General features: G+C 34.9%; 22 protein-coding genes and 2 pseudogenes. 1 reads left to right on the top strand and 23 read right to left on the bottom strand.

The annotated features are described in order from the left end of the window. The 22 genes and pseudogenes from MLC44_RS07630 to MLC44_RS07735 all read right to left on the bottom strand — a co-directional run bounded on the left by MLC44_RS07630 (position 1) and on the right by MLC44_RS07735 (position 13,017). Entirely contained in the window at positions 1 to 432 is a 432-nt protein-coding gene (locus MLC44_RS07630) for a CoA-binding protein (RefSeq protein ID WP_151901512.1), read from the bottom strand. 156 nt (positions 433 to 588) lie between these two features. Continuing rightward, on the bottom strand, positions 589 to 1,305 hold the full coding sequence (locus MLC44_RS07635; RefSeq protein WP_418640359.1) for a heparan-alpha-glucosaminide N-acetyltransferase: 717 nt from the start codon (positions 1,303 to 1,305) through the stop codon (positions 589 to 591). Further along, positions 1,295 to 1,798, bottom strand: coding sequence for a PulJ/GspJ family protein (locus MLC44_RS07640; protein ID WP_418640360.1), 504 nt, complete (start codon positions 1,796 to 1,798; stop codon positions 1,295 to 1,297). Before MLC44_RS07640 ends, MLC44_RS07635 begins: the two co-directional genes overlap by 11 nt. After that, positions 1,795 to 2,289 (bottom strand): type IV pilus modification PilV family protein, encoded by a 495-nt coding sequence (locus tag MLC44_RS07645; RefSeq protein WP_418640361.1) that lies wholly within the window; start codon positions 2,287 to 2,289, stop codon positions 1,795 to 1,797. Before MLC44_RS07645 ends, MLC44_RS07640 begins: the two co-directional genes overlap by 4 nt. Further along, positions 2,286 to 3,769, bottom strand: a pseudogene (locus MLC44_RS07650) (GspE/PulE family protein). Before MLC44_RS07650 ends, MLC44_RS07645 begins: the two are co-directional and overlap by 4 nt. Continuing rightward, positions 3,769 to 4,242, bottom strand: a complete 474-nt coding sequence (locus MLC44_RS07655; protein ID WP_434658871.1) for a type II secretion system protein GspD — start codon at positions 4,240 to 4,242, stop codon at positions 3,769 to 3,771. Before MLC44_RS07655 ends, MLC44_RS07650 begins: the two are co-directional and overlap by 1 nt. A 34-nt stretch (positions 4,243 to 4,276) precedes the next feature. Continuing rightward, on the bottom strand, positions 4,277 to 5,623 hold the full coding sequence (locus MLC44_RS07660) for a secretin N-terminal domain-containing protein (RefSeq protein WP_434656764.1): 1,347 nt from the start codon (positions 5,621 to 5,623) through the stop codon (positions 4,277 to 4,279). After that, complete coding sequence (locus tag MLC44_RS07665; RefSeq protein ID WP_434656766.1) at positions 5,610 to 6,053, bottom strand: PDZ domain-containing protein; 444 nt, start codon at positions 6,051 to 6,053, stop codon at positions 5,610 to 5,612. Before MLC44_RS07665 ends, MLC44_RS07660 begins: the two co-directional genes overlap by 14 nt. Next, complete coding sequence (locus MLC44_RS07670) at positions 6,037 to 6,330, bottom strand: hypothetical protein (protein ID WP_434656768.1); 294 nt, start codon at positions 6,328 to 6,330, stop codon at positions 6,037 to 6,039. Before MLC44_RS07670 ends, MLC44_RS07665 begins: the two co-directional genes overlap by 17 nt. 149 nt (positions 6,331 to 6,479) lie before the next feature. Beyond that, positions 6,480 to 6,938, bottom strand: a complete 459-nt coding sequence (locus tag MLC44_RS07675; protein ID WP_434656770.1) for a hypothetical protein — start codon at positions 6,936 to 6,938, stop codon at positions 6,480 to 6,482. After that, entirely contained in the window at positions 6,932 to 7,264 is a 333-nt protein-coding gene (locus tag MLC44_RS07680) for a hypothetical protein (RefSeq protein WP_434656773.1), read from the bottom strand. The genes MLC44_RS07675 and MLC44_RS07680 overlap by 7 nt, the downstream gene beginning before the upstream one ends. Positions 7,265 to 7,413: 149 nt before the next feature. Next, a complete protein-coding gene (locus tag MLC44_RS07685; RefSeq protein WP_434656775.1) occupies positions 7,414 to 7,998 on the bottom strand; it encodes a hypothetical protein in 585 nt (194 codons plus the stop codon). A gap of 243 nt (positions 7,999 to 8,241) precedes the next feature. Next, the gene (locus MLC44_RS07690; protein ID WP_434656777.1) at positions 8,242 to 8,484 is read right to left on the bottom strand and encodes a hypothetical protein; all 243 of its coding nucleotides are present in this window, start codon (positions 8,482 to 8,484) and stop codon (positions 8,242 to 8,244) included. Continuing rightward, positions 8,484 to 9,104 (bottom strand): hypothetical protein, encoded by a 621-nt coding sequence (locus tag MLC44_RS07695; protein WP_434656779.1) that lies wholly within the window; start codon positions 9,102 to 9,104, stop codon positions 8,484 to 8,486. The genes MLC44_RS07690 and MLC44_RS07695 overlap by 1 nt, the downstream gene beginning before the upstream one ends. Positions 9,105 to 9,151: 47 nt before the next feature. Then, the gene (locus MLC44_RS07700; protein WP_434656782.1) at positions 9,152 to 9,820 is read right to left on the bottom strand and encodes a type II secretion system F family protein; all 669 of its coding nucleotides are present in this window, start codon (positions 9,818 to 9,820) and stop codon (positions 9,152 to 9,154) included. After that, on the bottom strand, positions 9,817 to 10,173 hold the full coding sequence (locus MLC44_RS07705) for a type II secretion system F family protein (RefSeq protein WP_434656785.1): 357 nt from the start codon (positions 10,171 to 10,173) through the stop codon (positions 9,817 to 9,819). The genes MLC44_RS07700 and MLC44_RS07705 overlap by 4 nt, the downstream gene beginning before the upstream one ends. Before the next feature lie 11 nt (positions 10,174 to 10,184). Then, on the bottom strand, positions 10,185 to 10,364 hold the full coding sequence (locus tag MLC44_RS07710) for a hypothetical protein (RefSeq protein WP_434656786.1): 180 nt from the start codon (positions 10,362 to 10,364) through the stop codon (positions 10,185 to 10,187). Next, positions 10,361 to 10,879 carry a type II secretion system protein gene (locus MLC44_RS07715; RefSeq protein WP_418640367.1) on the bottom strand — a complete coding sequence of 173 codons (519 nt, stop codon included), beginning with the start codon at positions 10,877 to 10,879 and terminating at the stop codon, positions 10,361 to 10,363. The genes MLC44_RS07710 and MLC44_RS07715 overlap by 4 nt, the downstream gene beginning before the upstream one ends. Positions 10,880 to 10,891: 12 nt before the next feature. After that, a complete protein-coding gene (gene gspG / locus MLC44_RS07720) occupies positions 10,892 to 11,323 on the bottom strand; it encodes a type II secretion system major pseudopilin GspG (RefSeq protein WP_151900226.1) in 432 nt (143 codons plus the stop codon). 83 nt (positions 11,324 to 11,406) lie between these two features. Next, positions 11,407 to 11,957 (bottom strand): annotated as a pseudogene (locus tag MLC44_RS07725) (YqiA/YcfP family alpha/beta fold hydrolase). Continuing rightward, on the bottom strand, positions 11,954 to 12,727 hold the full coding sequence (locus tag MLC44_RS07730; RefSeq protein WP_346388815.1) for a patatin-like phospholipase family protein: 774 nt from the start codon (positions 12,725 to 12,727) through the stop codon (positions 11,954 to 11,956). Before MLC44_RS07730 ends, MLC44_RS07725 begins: the two are co-directional and overlap by 4 nt. Beyond that, on the bottom strand, positions 12,697 to 13,017 hold the full coding sequence (locus MLC44_RS07735; RefSeq protein WP_434656788.1) for a hypothetical protein: 321 nt from the start codon (positions 13,015 to 13,017) through the stop codon (positions 12,697 to 12,699). Before MLC44_RS07735 ends, MLC44_RS07730 begins: the two co-directional genes overlap by 31 nt. A 116-nt stretch (positions 13,018 to 13,133) precedes the next feature. On the opposite strand from MLC44_RS07735, the gene MLC44_RS07740 reads away from it, so the two are divergent. Further along, complete coding sequence (locus tag MLC44_RS07740) at positions 13,134 to 13,367, top strand: hypothetical protein (protein WP_151900223.1); 234 nt, start codon at positions 13,134 to 13,136, stop codon at positions 13,365 to 13,367. Positions 13,368 to 13,391: 24 nt separating this feature from the next. Here MLC44_RS07740 and MLC44_RS07745 read toward each other — a convergent pair whose 3' ends face one another. After that, positions 13,392 to 14,663, bottom strand: a complete 1,272-nt coding sequence (locus MLC44_RS07745) for an RNA polymerase factor sigma-54 (protein ID WP_418640370.1) — start codon at positions 14,661 to 14,663, stop codon at positions 13,392 to 13,394. Positions 14,664 to 14,669: the final 6 nt, after the last annotated feature.

Genomic DNA, 14,669 nt, shown 5'->3' on the forward strand with positions numbered 1-14,669 from the left:
TCAGCCCTGTAGATTTCGATGATCAACCATAGTGCACTGGTTTTGTACAACTTTCATTCCTGCATCCTGTGCTTTTTTAGCGGCTTCATTGTTTACTATACCTTTTTGTGCCCAAAAAACTTTTACATCACCACGTTTTATACAGGCATCTGCAATGGCATCAAGTGCTGCGGGTTTTCTGAAAATATCAACCATGTCAACTGCAAAAGGAATTTCAGCCAAAGAGTTATAAACTTTTTCTCCAAGAATCGTCTCTCCTTTTGGATAAACAGGAATTATTTTATACCCCTGATCCTGAAGATATTTGGCAACCCTGTGACTGTCTTTGCTCTCATCAGGAGAAAGCCCCAAAACTGCAATCGTTTTAACACTCTCAAAAATCTCTTTTACTTCATCCATATTTGAATTAACTGTAGGAAATTCGCACTCCATAATCAAACCTTTTTTATATTTTGTCAAAAAAAAATACTGCACAACACATTCTCATTAACATAGCAAATGCTTTTTGTAAAAAGATTATATCGAAAAACTATAAAGTTGTGAATTAAGTTTACACTCCGAATTATTGAAATTTTGCTTTATCACACACTATTCCAAAATTTCATGCATACTGAAAACTGTCCCAAAAAGAACAGGTTGATGAATCATATAAATCAGCAGTGAATGCTTCCCCAGAAAAGATACTTTTTTCGTAAAATAATTTTGTACTGTATTAAAAATAAAAAGTTTTTTGCAGCCAATAAAAATACCAACAAGAACAACACCAAACCACGGAGTAAAAGGAACTAAATCCTCCGGATGCTTTGGCAGATGTAGTGGCATTTTCAGGATGTTATAGAGCCAATGCATATGAAGAGTGTTATTGTAACTCAACACTATAATTGTGATCCCTGCAAGCAAAGCAATTTTTGGAAACTTTACAAATGCAAGTGCTAAAAGAGAAGCAAATGCGATAAAATGCAAGATACCAAAATAGATAAAACTGTGAGGGAATGTAAAATAACTAGCTGCAGAGACAAGCATAGCATTCGCAAAAATAAGAAAAAATCTTTTCAAATCTTTTGTAAAGTTGTAACCGCTTTCATTGACCAGATAAAGTGACACTCCGACACATAATAGAAACAGACTTACTATGACATAACGGAAATAATGCCAAAAAACTCCATGATAGATATTTATATCTATAAAATGAAAATTATTCAAATCGAAACAAAAATGAAAAACAACCATTAACACAATAGCAATTCCACGGATAAAATCCAAGTCAAAATAGCGTGTTTGCAGCTTGGACATTTCAGTATTCATTTAAAACCCTTGCCTTCATCAATATACGGTCCGAATCTTCAAACTTCAAATTGACTAAAAAAACTGCTTTATCCTTTTGTTTATAAACTCTGAAGACATCAACACTGCCAAGACAGTCTGCATTAAATTTATCGGCTTCTGATAACGGATAAACAGGTTTTTGTAATGATTCCAGTCTGTAAAGTTTTTTATTTTTGACTATATAGGTCACATAAGGGTTTACTCTTCTGTGAAGGGAATGTGTTGTTTGCAAAAAGAGGACATCTTCATTTTTGTCATTATGCACGATACTGTTTTGCTGATAAAGCATTAAAGACAAGTCCAGGAAAAGTACTCTCTTTTTTAGACTCAGGGAATTAAATCCGTTGACCTGTTTTTCATAAAATGTATTACTTTTGTTTACAGAAGCATTGACTCTGTACAAATAAACCATCATAATAGATAAAATAGTTATAGATATCATCATTTCTATCAATGTAAAAGCTTTTTTCATCGTATTCTTAACCGTAACAGTGATGAGGAGTAGTTCTTGGTTTTCAATGTACTTCTTCCTGTTTCGTAGATAGTTCCTGCACTGTTTTTTTTATTTGGATCGTTGTCTTCTTCCTCGTTTGCGGATTCATCAAACATGCTTGTGTCAATACTCTGCAGTGTTTGATACACTATTTCTATATCTGTATGTTTGAGTTCTCTTCTAAAATCATCATCCAAATCAAAGTCTGAAACCAACTCTTCTAAAGATATCTTTTCATTTTCAAAGCCATATTTTGTTCCTACAAGCAATGAAAGATATTGCGTAGCCGTTTCCTGATTTTTCACCTGAGAAAATATATGTGTATTGTTGGCATTTATTTGCAGTAACGCCATAATTACCACTGAAATAATCATCACTGCTACCATTACCTCTATCAGTGTAAAAGCTCTCCTGTGAAGATTACATGTAGCAGTACAAAACATTTTATAATCCGATACGGATTGCTTCATCCAGCGAAGTTTCCATTTAAAACCATGTTGGAGAGTTGAAAAGAGATACTTTGCAAACCGTCAGCTTCCAGTGCTTCTTTGATACTGTGCTCATCCGCTGTAGTTTTTAAAAGATCTTTTACCTTGTCATTCATAATCAAAAGTTCTCCTATCGATCTTCTGCCTGTGTAGCCACTGTAATTGCATGCGGGGCACCCTTTTGCTTAAAAATTTTGCTCTCTTTTGGGATATTGTAGTCATCGGCAAAATTTTCAGCTATGACATCTTCTTCTTTGCACTCAGGGCATAATACGCGGACCAGCCTTTGCGCCAAAATACCTAAAATAGAAGAGGATATTAAAAACGGTGCAATTCCCATATCAACCAATCTTGATATCGTAGCAGATGCAGAATTTGTGTGAATTGTAGAAAAAACCAGATGCCCTGTCAGTGCTGCACGCACCGCAATAGATGCTGTCTCTTCATCTCTGATTTCTCCTATCATTATGACATCAGGATCCTGGCGTAAAATTGAACGCAGAGCACTTGCAAAGGTGAGTCCTACTTTTTCATTCACTTGAATCTGCGATATGCTTTCTGATTTATACTCCACAGGATCTTCAACGGTTATAAGATTTTTTTCGGGAGATTCCACTTCTCGCAGGAAAGAGTGCAAAGATGTTGTTTTACCACTCCCTGTCGGTCCGGTCACTAAAATAATTCCGTGTGAAAGGCGTAACAGACTTTTGATCTTTTCAATCATATCCTGATGAAATCCAAGCTCTGTTATCTGCGGTATTTGTGAACTTTGCATCAAAATACGCATAACAACTCTTTCTCCATAAAAAGTAGGCAGTACCGAAACCCTGATATCCAATATCTCACCTGCAATTTTTATCTGTGTTCTTCCGTCTTGGGGAATACGTTTTTCCGAAATATCTAAATTTGAAATAACTTTAATACGGCTGATGATAAGACTGACAACTTTTTTGTCCAAATCTGCATTTTTACTCAGCATTCCGTCTATACGAAATCGGACTTCACCACTCTTCTCTTTGACCTCTATATGGATATCCGAAGCTCTTTTTTTGACAGCCTGATAAAAAAGTGCATTGACAAACTTGATAATGGGTGCTGATTCTTCACTCGTTAAAATGTCACTCGACGTTCTTAAAAAATCGGTCAGAGAGATGTCTTCTTGTTCATTCTCTTCTGAAGAATCTTCTTGCATTGTCTCTATTGCTTTGTCTGTTCGAAGTTCCAAAAAACGGTTATAAAGCCTGTCATACGAATCTTCATCAAGCATCTTGAGAGGATATTTGATTTCTAGTTTTGTATAATAGTTACTCGCTTCAACCAAATATCTTTCACAGACACATGCAATGACTTCTTCTTCTGTTTTACTAAAAAGAAGATAGTTTTTAACACTGATCTCCGTTGGTATACCCTCAGGTTCACATACCTGTAAATGTAAATCATGAAGCACTTCTGTATTGAGCATTAATAGACACCTTTGACATGCACTGCAGGTTCTGTATTCTTTTGTATCTTTTCATTTTTTTTACTCATTATCTTTTTAAAGATTTTTTCATTATACTCTTTTTGCACACTTGAAAGAACACCCAGGTCTCTTTGCAGTTTTGAAAGTTCTTCACTTTTGTCTATGACATAAGGAGTCAGAATGACTACTAAGTTATCCTGTTCTTTAATTGTTTCAGTAGATGAAAAAAGATACTCTCCTATCATTGGAATATCACCCAGCAGAGGAACTTTTGTTTTTGTTTTTCTGTCAAGGGATTTTACAAGACCGCCGATGATAATGCTTTCGCCGCTTCTTAAAATCGCCTGTGTCTTCACCTCTTGCTTTGACGTAACAGGCTGTCCCGCTGCATCAGAGCTTAAAATATTTTCCAAAGACGCTTCAACATCCAAAGTTACCTTGTCGTTTGAGGATACTCTGGTTTGATTCGTAATGTCAGACCGATATTTTCTCTTTTATAGTTGTTTGTCACCCCGAAACAGCATTTGTTGTTGCACCGGATATTATAGAAATGGTTTTACCGACATAGATGGAAGATTGTTTATTGTTGACACAGAGAATTGAAGGATTTGATATTGTTTTTGATGCGCCGTGACTTTGTAAAAAATCAAGTGTTGCCCCAAGGGCCAATGCGCTTTTTGCGCCAGAGCCAATAGCACCGAGATAATTGATAATCTGTGTTGATGCCAGATTTTGCAAATTAGCATCACCAAAATTTGCACTCATTGCATAAAGTCCGGATGCTGAAACATCTCCTGCTGCAAAACCATATTTCATTCCTAAACTTTCGGCATTGTTTTTATTGATATTAATAATTCTTGCCTGAACATATACCTGGTATTTTTCCTTGTCCAGTGCATCAATAATAACCTTGATTCCTTTGAGTATCTCAGGGTCCGCCACTGCGATGATGGCATTTATCTCTTCGCTCGAAGAGATATTCGGTTTTGTAGTAAGCCCTTGATATGTTTTATCAGAAATAATTTCCTTGAGGGTTTTGATAACATTCTTTGCATCAGAGTTTTTAAGACTGTAAATTTCAACTGACCGGCTAATGTTTGACTCTACATCAAGTTTTTTCGCCAAATCTTCAATTTTTGCTACATTCTTTTTATTTCCGATAACAATCAAACCGTTTATATTTTCATCAAAAATGATATTGACTTTGTCCGAAACGACTTTAGGATTAAATATTGACTTGCTTATATCCAACAAACGAGCCTGAAGTTTTCCGGCATCTGCATGTTTTATATATACCAGTTTTACAATAGAGTTGTTTGTTATTTGAATATCTTTGATTATTTTTTTAATGGTTTCTATATTTTTTGGATAATCAGTTATCAAGATCGTATTGCTCTCTTTTAATGTCATCAGTTTTGCAGTTTTTGAAATAAGATAACGAATCTTTGCCGCTATAATATCTACATTTTCACCCTCTACTTTAACAGCCTGGGTTACCATTAAAGATCCGGATACTTTTTGGTTTGGTTTGACAACATCCGCATTAGATCTTGCAACCTCAGAAGAGCGGACAATTTCATAATAAGACCCATTACGTGCCAAAGAGTAGCCTTTTGACTGTAAAACAGAAACCAGCATCCCCATCAATTCATCATCATAGATAGGTGCAGAACTTACAAGATTGACACTTCCGTTTATTTTATAATTCATTAAAATATTTTTATGTGTAATTTTTGCTACCAGTTTTACAAAATCATCAATGGCCAAATTTGAAAAGTTAACATTCACCTGTTCTCTTGCCTGAAGAGAGAATGTTAAAAGTAGTATCAATCCTATGTGCTTAATGAATTTCATATATCAATTCCTTTTCTGTGTTATTTCTTAAAACAACCAAGCTTATTTCGCTTAATTTGTTTACATTTTTATATATATTCATCACTGCTTTATATGATGTCAAATCAATATTGTTTGCTTTAATGACAATATCACCTTTTTGCAACCCGAGTGCTGCAAATTTTGAATTTTTATTTATTTTCATTATCTTAAAACCTTTAATTTTTCCATCTTCCATGACTTCCTTTATGGCAATTTGTTTCCAAATCTTTTGAGGATTTTTTTCAAAAAACTTTATATCCTGCCTTGATATATTTGTCACACCATTATCTGTTTCATTATGCGTGACCCGGTTTATACTTACATCTTTAATTTTTTGTTTGACAAAATACAGTATATAGTTTTTGCCGTCTTTTGTAAAAACAACATTATCGTTATTGATTTCTTTCAAAAGTATAGCCATTATACGTTTCACCCACTCCGATAATTGAAGTTTTTTTCAAATTCGATTTCATTGCCACTATGGCATATCCATAATTTTTAGAACCATAAAGACCGATCAGAGTCATATCGGTAATACTTCTGTGCGCACCCGTTTCATTTGTTTTTTTATACCCCTTGGTATTTGTATGCAAAGAGTAAGCATATTTGTAAAATTTACTCTTTGATATGCCGGACGATAATTCTTTTTTATCTTTACATCTATACCATTGCTTGGCAAATACCATAACAGCACGAGCGCAAGCAGTTTGGAAAGAGCTATTAAAATCAACAATTTTGTAATGATTTGCAACATCTTAGAATTAGAGACTTTGTTCATAAATGAAGCCTCCGTTTTTATCTTTTTTCAAATTTCGCAGTGTTGTACGATAATGAGTCAACATTTTTTTGAAGGTTTTATCAAAACCTGCAAAGTTCTCTTGACAAGGTCGATATTAATATCAGCCTCTCCAAACTCACCACTGCATTTTCCCGTTACATGTAAAGGATTAAATACAGTATAGACAAGATACAGACTCTTTACATGTAAAGGTATAAATCCTGATGCCATATCGGATAAGACCAAACCTTCAACCTCTACACTGTTATACAAAAGAAAAAGATTCAGTTTTATCTTTTGTATTTTTGCAGTTTCGAGTGTTTTAACATATAAAACAGCATTTTTTATTTCAAGCGTAAAACCTTCATCACTGAGAGTCTCATCATTCAGAACAATACCTTTTTTTTGCAGTTGCTCTTCAGCAAAATAGTATATATTTACTTTGGGAGAAAAATAGATAAATGCCATCATAAAAAACAGGACATACAACAGGAATAAAACCAGTTTTTTTACCATTTTATCTTCACCTCCAGCGTTGATTTGCTCTCGCTGATTCTTTTTATTTTCAGCATTGTTATGTTAAATGTTGTATTGAGAATTTTGCCCATTAAAAAATTCAAAGCTTTTATATCCATATTTTGAGAACTGATGTGTATTCCTGAATTTGTTATCTCTTTTTTTATCTTGGAACTTTTTAAAACAGGATTGGACAATATATGCAGAATCTCCTTTTTCTCTTTTTCTTTGTTGGCAAATGCTTTTTTTAAAGCACTCGTGTCTAAAGAAACTTTCAGCGTTTTTTCATAGAGAATTTTTTCCTGATGGAGCTCTTTTTTTGACATCTATGAGCTTCAAAATAAAAAACAGTAAAAGCAAAAGTAAAAAGATGCCAACGTAAAGAGGATTTAAGCGGTTCATAAAGTTATCTCCAAAGTCAGTACTGAATTTTTTAATTGGGTTTTAGCATGAATACCTTTACGTTTCAATGCTTCTATAATTTTTTACTCTGTGTAACACCTTTTATAATCACTGTTAACACTTTGGAATCAAATCCTATGTAAGAAATTTTTTCATTTTTTGCAAGATGCATTTTGAGAAAATATCCTATATATTCTCTCAGTTTCATCTGTTTTTCGTATATTTTATTCAGTTCTGCATGAATAGCCTGATTTTGCATCATGGTAGGCTTTAAATTATATTTTGCAAATACGGCATTCCTTTGATCTTCAAGCGTGGCTGCCTTATCCATAGTAATAAGCCATTCTCCGAAAACTATACCTGTGATAAACAACAGAACAAAACCAATCTTATAAAAACTGGACTTTTTGAGAATATGATTAAACTGCTGTAAAACTATAGCATGACCGGATGGTTTAAAATCATCCGGTTTAAGGATACCTGCTTCTTTTATCCAAAAATCCGGTACAAGAATCACTATACCGTTTTTTACTACAAGCGCCTGTTTTTCATTTACTCTACAGGCCCCTTCCAAGGAAGAAAATTCACTCTGTGCAAAATAGATATTGACAACATTTGAAGGAGATATTTCTTTTTGTGCCATCAGCTCCAGAATCATTTTATCTTCATAGGCAAAAACTATATACTCGTCATTTTCTTTATAGGCATAGTAGCTGTATTGACCCTCAGGCAGAATATCTTCAAAAATGGAAGGAAGCAGTTTTTTTACTTCCTTATATATTTCACAGGTAAAGAAATTTTCTTTACCCAGTATAAAGACGGAGATAAAACAACATTTATTTTTTCTTCAATCTGCACTGGTTCCATGAAAGGATCCAACAAAATTGTTTTGTAATTATTTTTAAATTTTGTAAACAAAGTTTGATCCTTTTTTGGTTTTTATATTGTATTCAAATTTTATTTCAGCATTTTGTTTGCCCTGTGTGACCAAAAGCGTCACTGTTATAATTTTTTGCAAATCACAACTTGCATTAAATTTTCTTTTCAAGTCTTCTTTCTCTTCTGCCGTCAATTTGTCACAGTCCACAAAAAAATTATCATCTTCTGCAGCAGTGTTTTCCTGCTCATAATAGTTCCCTGACATTATATTAAAAACATCCCTGTTACAAAGTTTAAATCAATCACATAAGAAGAATTTTTATAATTTCCAAAAGTAAAGATTTTATGCAGATCTATGTGTTCAACGCTGTTATCATGATAGGTTTTTTTATAATACTCATTTAACTCTTTTATCTGTTCGTCAGAACTTATATAGTCTCTAAAAAGATAAGGATTGTCATCAAACAGAGCACTGTTATACATTCCGTCTTCTTTTGTACCGCCTGTTAAATCTTCAAGGAGATAAAGATACTCACTGTTGATCATTTTTGCATTAAAATAACCGATAAGTGCATTCTTTAGTGCACTCTCCCCTTCAGCTATGTTCTTTTTAAGTGCATTAAAATTAAATTTAGATCGGGCACTCTCCAGCTTTACCTCTACCATTATATCCGTACTTAACGGGACAACTGTGCTGTATTGCAATAAAAATGCACGAAAAGTCTGTGTGTCGTTTATATCATCAAGTTCGGGAGTCTCTTTTAAAATTTTCAGCATATCATCCAAAACAGCAGTAGTTTGCAGTAAAAATTTCTCAGAGGAAAGATTCTCTTTTGCACTGTTGATATGTCCGAGTGAGACCCCTATTGTAACTGTAATTGCCATAATGAAAAACATCGTTATCAAAGGGCTATTGCATTTTTTTTAAACATTTACTGAATACTCATAGAAAAAATTGGCAACAGCATAGCAGAAACTATAAATCCGATAGATCCACCGACAAAGAGCATAAGAGCAGGTTCAAGCAAAGTTAACAGCAGAGAAATTTTGTCACGATTCTCTTCAAAATAGAGTTCTGAAACATTATGCAAAATTGTTTCAAGTTCTGACGTCTCTTCTCCCAAAGCTATAGACTGGATAAAAGCATAATCAATCTTTAAATCTGATTCATTGAGTGCATTTGAAAGCAGTTTTCCTTCTACCACTTTCTTTGAAGCAGTTGTAAACAGCTCTTTGAGCACAAGATTGTTTAAAATATTTGTCCCGAGATTTATAGTACGCACAAAAGGGACACCCGAGCGGACCAGCAAAGATGCCATATAAGAGAAGCGTGCCAATTCGCTTTTTTGTATAATCTCTCCGAAATACGGAAGTTTTAACAGCAGTTTATCGACCCCGTACGCAAAAGAGCGGCTTTTCTTGCGTGCAGATATAAATATGACAATACCGGCAAACAGTGATGCCAAAATGATTTTAAAATTATTTTGAAAAAATGTTCCTGCTGCAATGACTACTTTTGTAGGTGTAGGCAGTTCCTGATGCATATTGACAAATATTCCTGTAATCTGCGGCACCACAAAGGTCAGCATAAAAGCAATCATAAGCAAAGAACAATTATCATAAAAGAAGGGTAGGCAAAAGCACTTTTTATCTCTTTTTTAATGCGTTCCTGTTCTTTTAAAAATTTTGAAAGTTCCAAAAGCACTTCATCCAAAACACCCCCGTTTTCACTGACTTTTATCGAGTACTTGAAAAATTCCGGAAGCACCACTACCTTTTGCGCTTCAAGTGCTGAGTAAAAATCTTTTCCCTCATTCAGATGTGTACTCACTGTAGATAAAAAGAGTTTCATCTTTTTGTTGTTTTCATAATGTGTCTGCACAATTTTCAGTGCAGACACTATACTGATACCGGAACGGATATACATGGCAAGTTCACGGGAAAGCCCGGACAACTCTTTTGTACTTATTCGGTATTTTCTTGAAAAATGTAGGGAGTCAAAAAATGACGGGGCTTCTTCACTGATTTTTTGATAAATAATCTTTTTGGCTTTAATTTACTCTTGGCCTCTGCCAAATCAGAAGCTTCAATCTTGTCAGATACTTTTTTACCAAACTCGTCAATTCCGCTGTACTTAAATATCATTGTATTATCTTTGTCATTAAATCTTGTTTTGCATTTACTGCTTCTTCTACACTGCTGTACACTTGCGGAGGTTCAAAATAGGGTGTAAAATCATATACATTGTTTTTATACTCTACCAGTACCTGATCACCGACTCCGTCACCATCCACTTCATATGAAAAGCAGACATTTTCTTCAATATTCTCCTGATTAAAATAGCCTGTATTCTCTTTTTGCATCGCACCAAGATCAAAGTCATAGCGATAAACTTGTACACTCTCATCAAGGAAATTTTTTATCTTTATATCCTGCTTTTTTCCATCTATCAGCACAAAACAATTCTTGCACTTATCCAAACAAACAAACTTTGCACTCTCTTTATGCGGATAAGATTGTAAAAACTCTTTTAAATTTTTAAGTGACAAATTTGTACTTTTTTCACTGAGCTTTTTAAAACTGCCTATGACCAAAGTATAAACAACTCCCATTATCACTATGACTATCATAAGTTCAATGAGAGTAAAAGCTTTTTTCAAAAACAGTATCTCTTATTTACACTGACTGAGTTTTATGTCTGCAGCTTCTTTTGTTCCGCCCTCTTTTGCATCTGCACCAAGAGAGACCAGTTCCACTTTGCCGTCATTGTTCATATAGATAAAATTTCTCCCCCATGAGTCTTTTGGAATCTCATTGTCTTTAAAATACCCACTCGGTGAGTAGTTGGGATATTTTTGCGGATCCGGGTTTTTTACAAGGGCTTCAAGCCCTTCATCTGTAGTAGGATACCTGCTGTTGTCAATTTTAAACATATCAAGGGCACCATTGTAAATACTCTTCATTTGTACACACACCAGTTTTCTTTTTGCTTCTTCGCCTTTTCCAGTAAGACTTGGCATTATCATGGCTGCCAAAAGTCCCAGGATGACAATAACTATCATTAATTCTATGAGCGTAAAACCACTCTTTGATCTGTTTTTCATGCTTTATTACCTTGTTCTTTTTAATTATTTATTATAGCAAAAAAATGTATTGACTTTTTGCCCTCTTTGACACTGTTGCTCTTTTATCGTAAAAACGTTTCCGTTTTTTCAAAATAGCGTTCAATATTGTCAAAACTGTGGCTTCCGCCCTCTTCTATCATCAGTGTTGCTTTATCAAACTTATCTGCCGCTTCTTTGTAGTTGAGTGTTTCATCTCCTTTTGGAGCAAAAGCATAAAGTTCTCCTGTTTTGGTTCTTGTACTTCATACTTTTTAAGCATTTGCAGATGGGATTCTCTCCATTCAAAACAGCTGCCGTCATAAAAACTCTGCATAAAACCAAGTGTTTTTTGCAGTGTACTATACGGATAGGTTGAAGGATTTATCAGTACTGCTTTAAGATTATATTTATGTGCAAGATATGTTGCATAGTACCCTCCCAAAGACGAACCCGTCAGACTGACTTTTTCTTGTGAATTTTTTATAATTTCTTCCAGTGTCTGAATCGCCAGTTCAGGGATATATGACAATGATGGCGCCATAAATTTTTCATTTTTGTTTATAAAATATTCTCTAAAAAGTTTTGCTTTATACCCTTCTCCGCTGCTTGCAAAACCGTGTATATAAATAATCATACTTTGTTACTCTCTTTTATAATTTTTTGCATCTCTTCTCTTCCCATTGCATAAGCTTTGCCAATATCCCGAAATGAAAAAACTTTGATATCCAACAGTTTTTCATTACACAGATACATGTAACAAAGCTCTTTTTTGCTGACATATTTTGACTGCCATGCTGTATGTATATTCTTTTTAATCCACCCCAGTATGGTTTTTGGCACTTTTTTATATTTTGGAAAAAGATTTATTCCGATGATAGGATAATTGTACTGCTGCAGCCTCTCAACCGGGAAATTGTCTACAAGCCCGCCGTCTACGACAAGTGTTTTGTTGACATACACCGGAGCGAACAAGGGTGCAATAGAGCAGGATGCCAAAACTGCTTCTTTAAGAATTTTGCCACTGTCATAATAAATCGCTTGCTCCTTTTCTACATCACATGCCGTTACATGTAACGGTATCTCAAGTGTTTCAAAACTTTCTTTGTCTATAAGTTTGTCAACAACTGCCGCATTATGATCAAGTTTAAAAAGATAGCCGTTACCCAAAGAGATCTTAAAAACAGAGCGGAACTCTTTTGATTGTATCACCTCAAAAATGTATGCGGCACTCTTGCCGCAGGCAAGGGATGCTCCGATCAGAGCACCTGCGCTTGTACCGCTGACAGCTTTAATCTTGACACCGTTCTCCTGCAGTACGGAAACTATGCCCAAATGGTATGCTCCGCGACCTGCACCTCCGGACAAACAAAGAGTTATTTCTCGCGGAAACTGACAATTTTCCATTCACCCTCCAATGTTTCTAAAATCGCAGTACAGCTCTCAACCCAGTCACCGCAATTTAAATACCTGATGCCTTCTATATAACGCATCTCCGCTTTGTGTATATGGCCGCAAATTACACCATCATAGTTATTGTGTTTTGCATGTTGCACCAAAACAGCTCCATAATCAATAAAGCCTCTGCTTTTGAAAAACGTGTTCCCAGATGTATATCCGAAATAAATATAGACCGTACAGCAACAGTAGTAGTTTCGTGCATTTTCAAATACAACCTTTGTTATCTCTCTGTGCAAGTATAATCATTTTATATTACAAAATGGTCACAAGAGAGCCAAAATCTTTTTTTCAACGCAGATCCGTAAAATTTTGCTATAATATTTTCATCTAAAAAGAAGAGAGGTTTAATACCATGGAAATTCGAATATATTTTTGCGCAGTTTTATACAACGAGGATTCTGAAATAATTCAGATATCAGATATTAAACAGCAGGCAAGCAAAGAAGATAAAAACCCGGATGTGATTTCACAGATTCAAAACTCCAAGACAACACTGTCTGCCTTGTATAAAGAAGGATGGAGATTAATAGAAGTTGTTCCTTCCCATGAAACAAACGGGTACAGACTTTTCTTGGAAAAAGAGTAATAATATCTCTTTTTTTGAGATATATCAAATACCCAGTTTGTAGAGTTTCTTTCTCTCACTTGAACCTGCGATATTGAGCTGTTTTCTGTATTTTGCTATCGTACGTCTGACCATTTTTACTTTGAATTTTTCTTCTATCAGGGCTAAAAGCTTCATGTCACTCAAAGGCTTTTCATGGTTTTCATTCTTAATAAGTTCAACGAGAAACTCTTTGATGGCAGCATTACTGACATCTTCATCAATGGCGGTTGTAAAGAACTCTTTCATAGCCAAAACACCTCTGTCGCATGCTATATATTTGTTTGCAATGGCTCGCGAAATAGTTGAGGGATTGTGTCCAAATTCATCAGCCAGAGTTTTAAGTGTCAATGGCATGATTTGTCCGCCTGTAAAAAAATCATACTGGTATTCGACGATCATCAAACCTACTTTGTAAAGTGTTGCTTTTCTCATATCAAGCGCATCCACCAAACTTTTTGCCTCTTTGATTTTTTGTCTTACAAATTCATGCTCAACGCCATAAGAGGTGTCTATGTTTATCACAGGATAGTAGGCATCATTGAGTTTGACTTCTATCTGCTGTTCATCATTAAAATATATCATCAAATCAGGAATGATCTGCGCGGAATCTTCCTGATATTCGATATTTGGCGGATTTTTGAATGTTGACAATACATGCATAACCTCGTTAAAAGACTCTTCTTTGGAGTAGGCATGAATATTTTGCATGTCATTAATGATTTTTACGGCCAGACTATATGCCTGGTCACTGATTTCACTGTTGTCTAGTTGAAACAAAAATGACTCAGCCAAATCTTTAGCACCTATGCCTACGGGTTCTACATGTAAAAAGCGCAGACGAATCTTTTCAAAAGTTTCTCTGTCTATACTGTTTTTTTGGCAAAATTCTTCTGTGTTACCGTCGTAATAGCCATATTCGTCCAAATTTTCGATGACAAACAAAGCTACTTTTTGTGAAACAGGTGTAGGAAACAGCGGCGCACCTATTTGCTCATCTAAAACATCATAAAGTGTTCGACTTTGAATAGTCAGCGCTTCTATCTGCTCTGTTCTGGAATTGCTCACTCCGCGGGAAATTATTTTTCTTGGAATCTTTTTTTCAAAATCTTCTTCAAAGCCTGATTTCACTTCTATAACAGGATTGGCTTCGACAAAAGGAGTCATAGCTTCACCCAAATCAGAAAGACTTGAATGCAATATGGGAAGCCAGTTACGCAGGGTATTTGAGAGCTTGTGTTTTGTTTCAACTCCCTGTGTTTGTCTTAATGCTCCCATATTTTC

Origin of the sequence: Sulfurimonas sp. NW9 (assembly GCF_051132275.1) — a bacterium.
Taxonomy (GTDB): Bacteria; Campylobacterota; Campylobacteria; order Campylobacterales; family Sulfurimonadaceae; genus Sulfurimonas; species Sulfurimonas hydrogeniphila.

What these genes read in the sequence shown, in the direction of transcription:
- MLC44_RS07630 (WP_151901512.1), bottom strand. Translation starts at nt 432, where the DNA reads ATGGAGTGCGAATTTCCTACAGTTAATTCAAATATGGATGAAGTAAAA.
- MLC44_RS07635 (WP_418640359.1), bottom strand. Translation starts at nt 1,305, where the DNA reads ATGAATACTGAAATGTCCAAGCTGCAAACACGCTATTTTGACTTGGAT.
- MLC44_RS07640 (WP_418640360.1), bottom strand. Translation starts at nt 1,798, where the DNA reads ATGAAAAAAGCTTTTACATTGATAGAAATGATGATATCTATAACTATT.
- MLC44_RS07645 (WP_418640361.1), bottom strand. Translation starts at nt 2,289, where the DNA reads ATGAAGCAATCCGTATCGGATTATAAAATGTTTTGTACTGCTACATGT.
- MLC44_RS07660 (WP_434656764.1), bottom strand. Translation starts at nt 5,623, where the DNA reads ATGAAATTCATTAAGCACATAGGATTGATACTACTTTTAACATTCTCT.
- MLC44_RS07670 (WP_434656768.1), bottom strand. Translation starts at nt 6,330, where the DNA reads ATGGTATTTGCCAAGCAATGGTATAGATGTAAAGATAAAAAAGAATTA.
- MLC44_RS07675 (WP_434656770.1), bottom strand. Translation starts at nt 6,938, where the DNA reads ATGGTAAAAAAACTGGTTTTATTCCTGTTGTATGTCCTGTTTTTTATG.
- MLC44_RS07680 (WP_434656773.1), bottom strand. Translation starts at nt 7,264, where the DNA reads ATGTCAAAAAAAGAGCTCCATCAGGAAAAAATTCTCTATGAAAAAACG.
- MLC44_RS07685 (WP_434656775.1), bottom strand. Translation starts at nt 7,998, where the DNA reads ATGATTCTGGAGCTGATGGCACAAAAAGAAATATCTCCTTCAAATGTT.
- MLC44_RS07690 (WP_434656777.1), bottom strand. Translation starts at nt 8,484, where the DNA reads ATGTCAGGGAACTATTATGAGCAGGAAAACACTGCTGCAGAAGATGAT.
- MLC44_RS07695 (WP_434656779.1), bottom strand. Translation starts at nt 9,104, where the DNA reads ATGGCAATTACAGTTACAATAGGGGTCTCACTCGGACATATCAACAGT.
- MLC44_RS07700 (WP_434656782.1), bottom strand. Translation starts at nt 9,820, where the DNA reads ATGATTGCTTTTATGCTGACCTTTGTGGTGCCGCAGATTACAGGAATA.
- MLC44_RS07710 (WP_434656786.1), bottom strand. Translation starts at nt 10,364, where the DNA reads ATGATATTTAAGTACAGCGGAATTGACGAGTTTGGTAAAAAAGTATCT.
- gspG (WP_151900226.1), bottom strand. Translation starts at nt 11,323, where the DNA reads ATGAAAAACAGATCAAAGAGTGGTTTTACGCTCATAGAATTAATGATA.
- MLC44_RS07730 (WP_346388815.1), bottom strand. Translation starts at nt 12,727, where the DNA reads ATGGAAAATTGTCAGTTTCCGCGAGAAATAACTCTTTGTTTGTCCGGA.
- MLC44_RS07740 (WP_151900223.1), top strand. Translation starts at nt 13,134, where the DNA reads ATGGAAATTCGAATATATTTTTGCGCAGTTTTATACAACGAGGATTCT.
- MLC44_RS07745 (WP_418640370.1), bottom strand. Translation starts at nt 14,663, where the DNA reads ATGGGAGCATTAAGACAAACACAGGGAGTTGAAACAAAACACAAGCTC.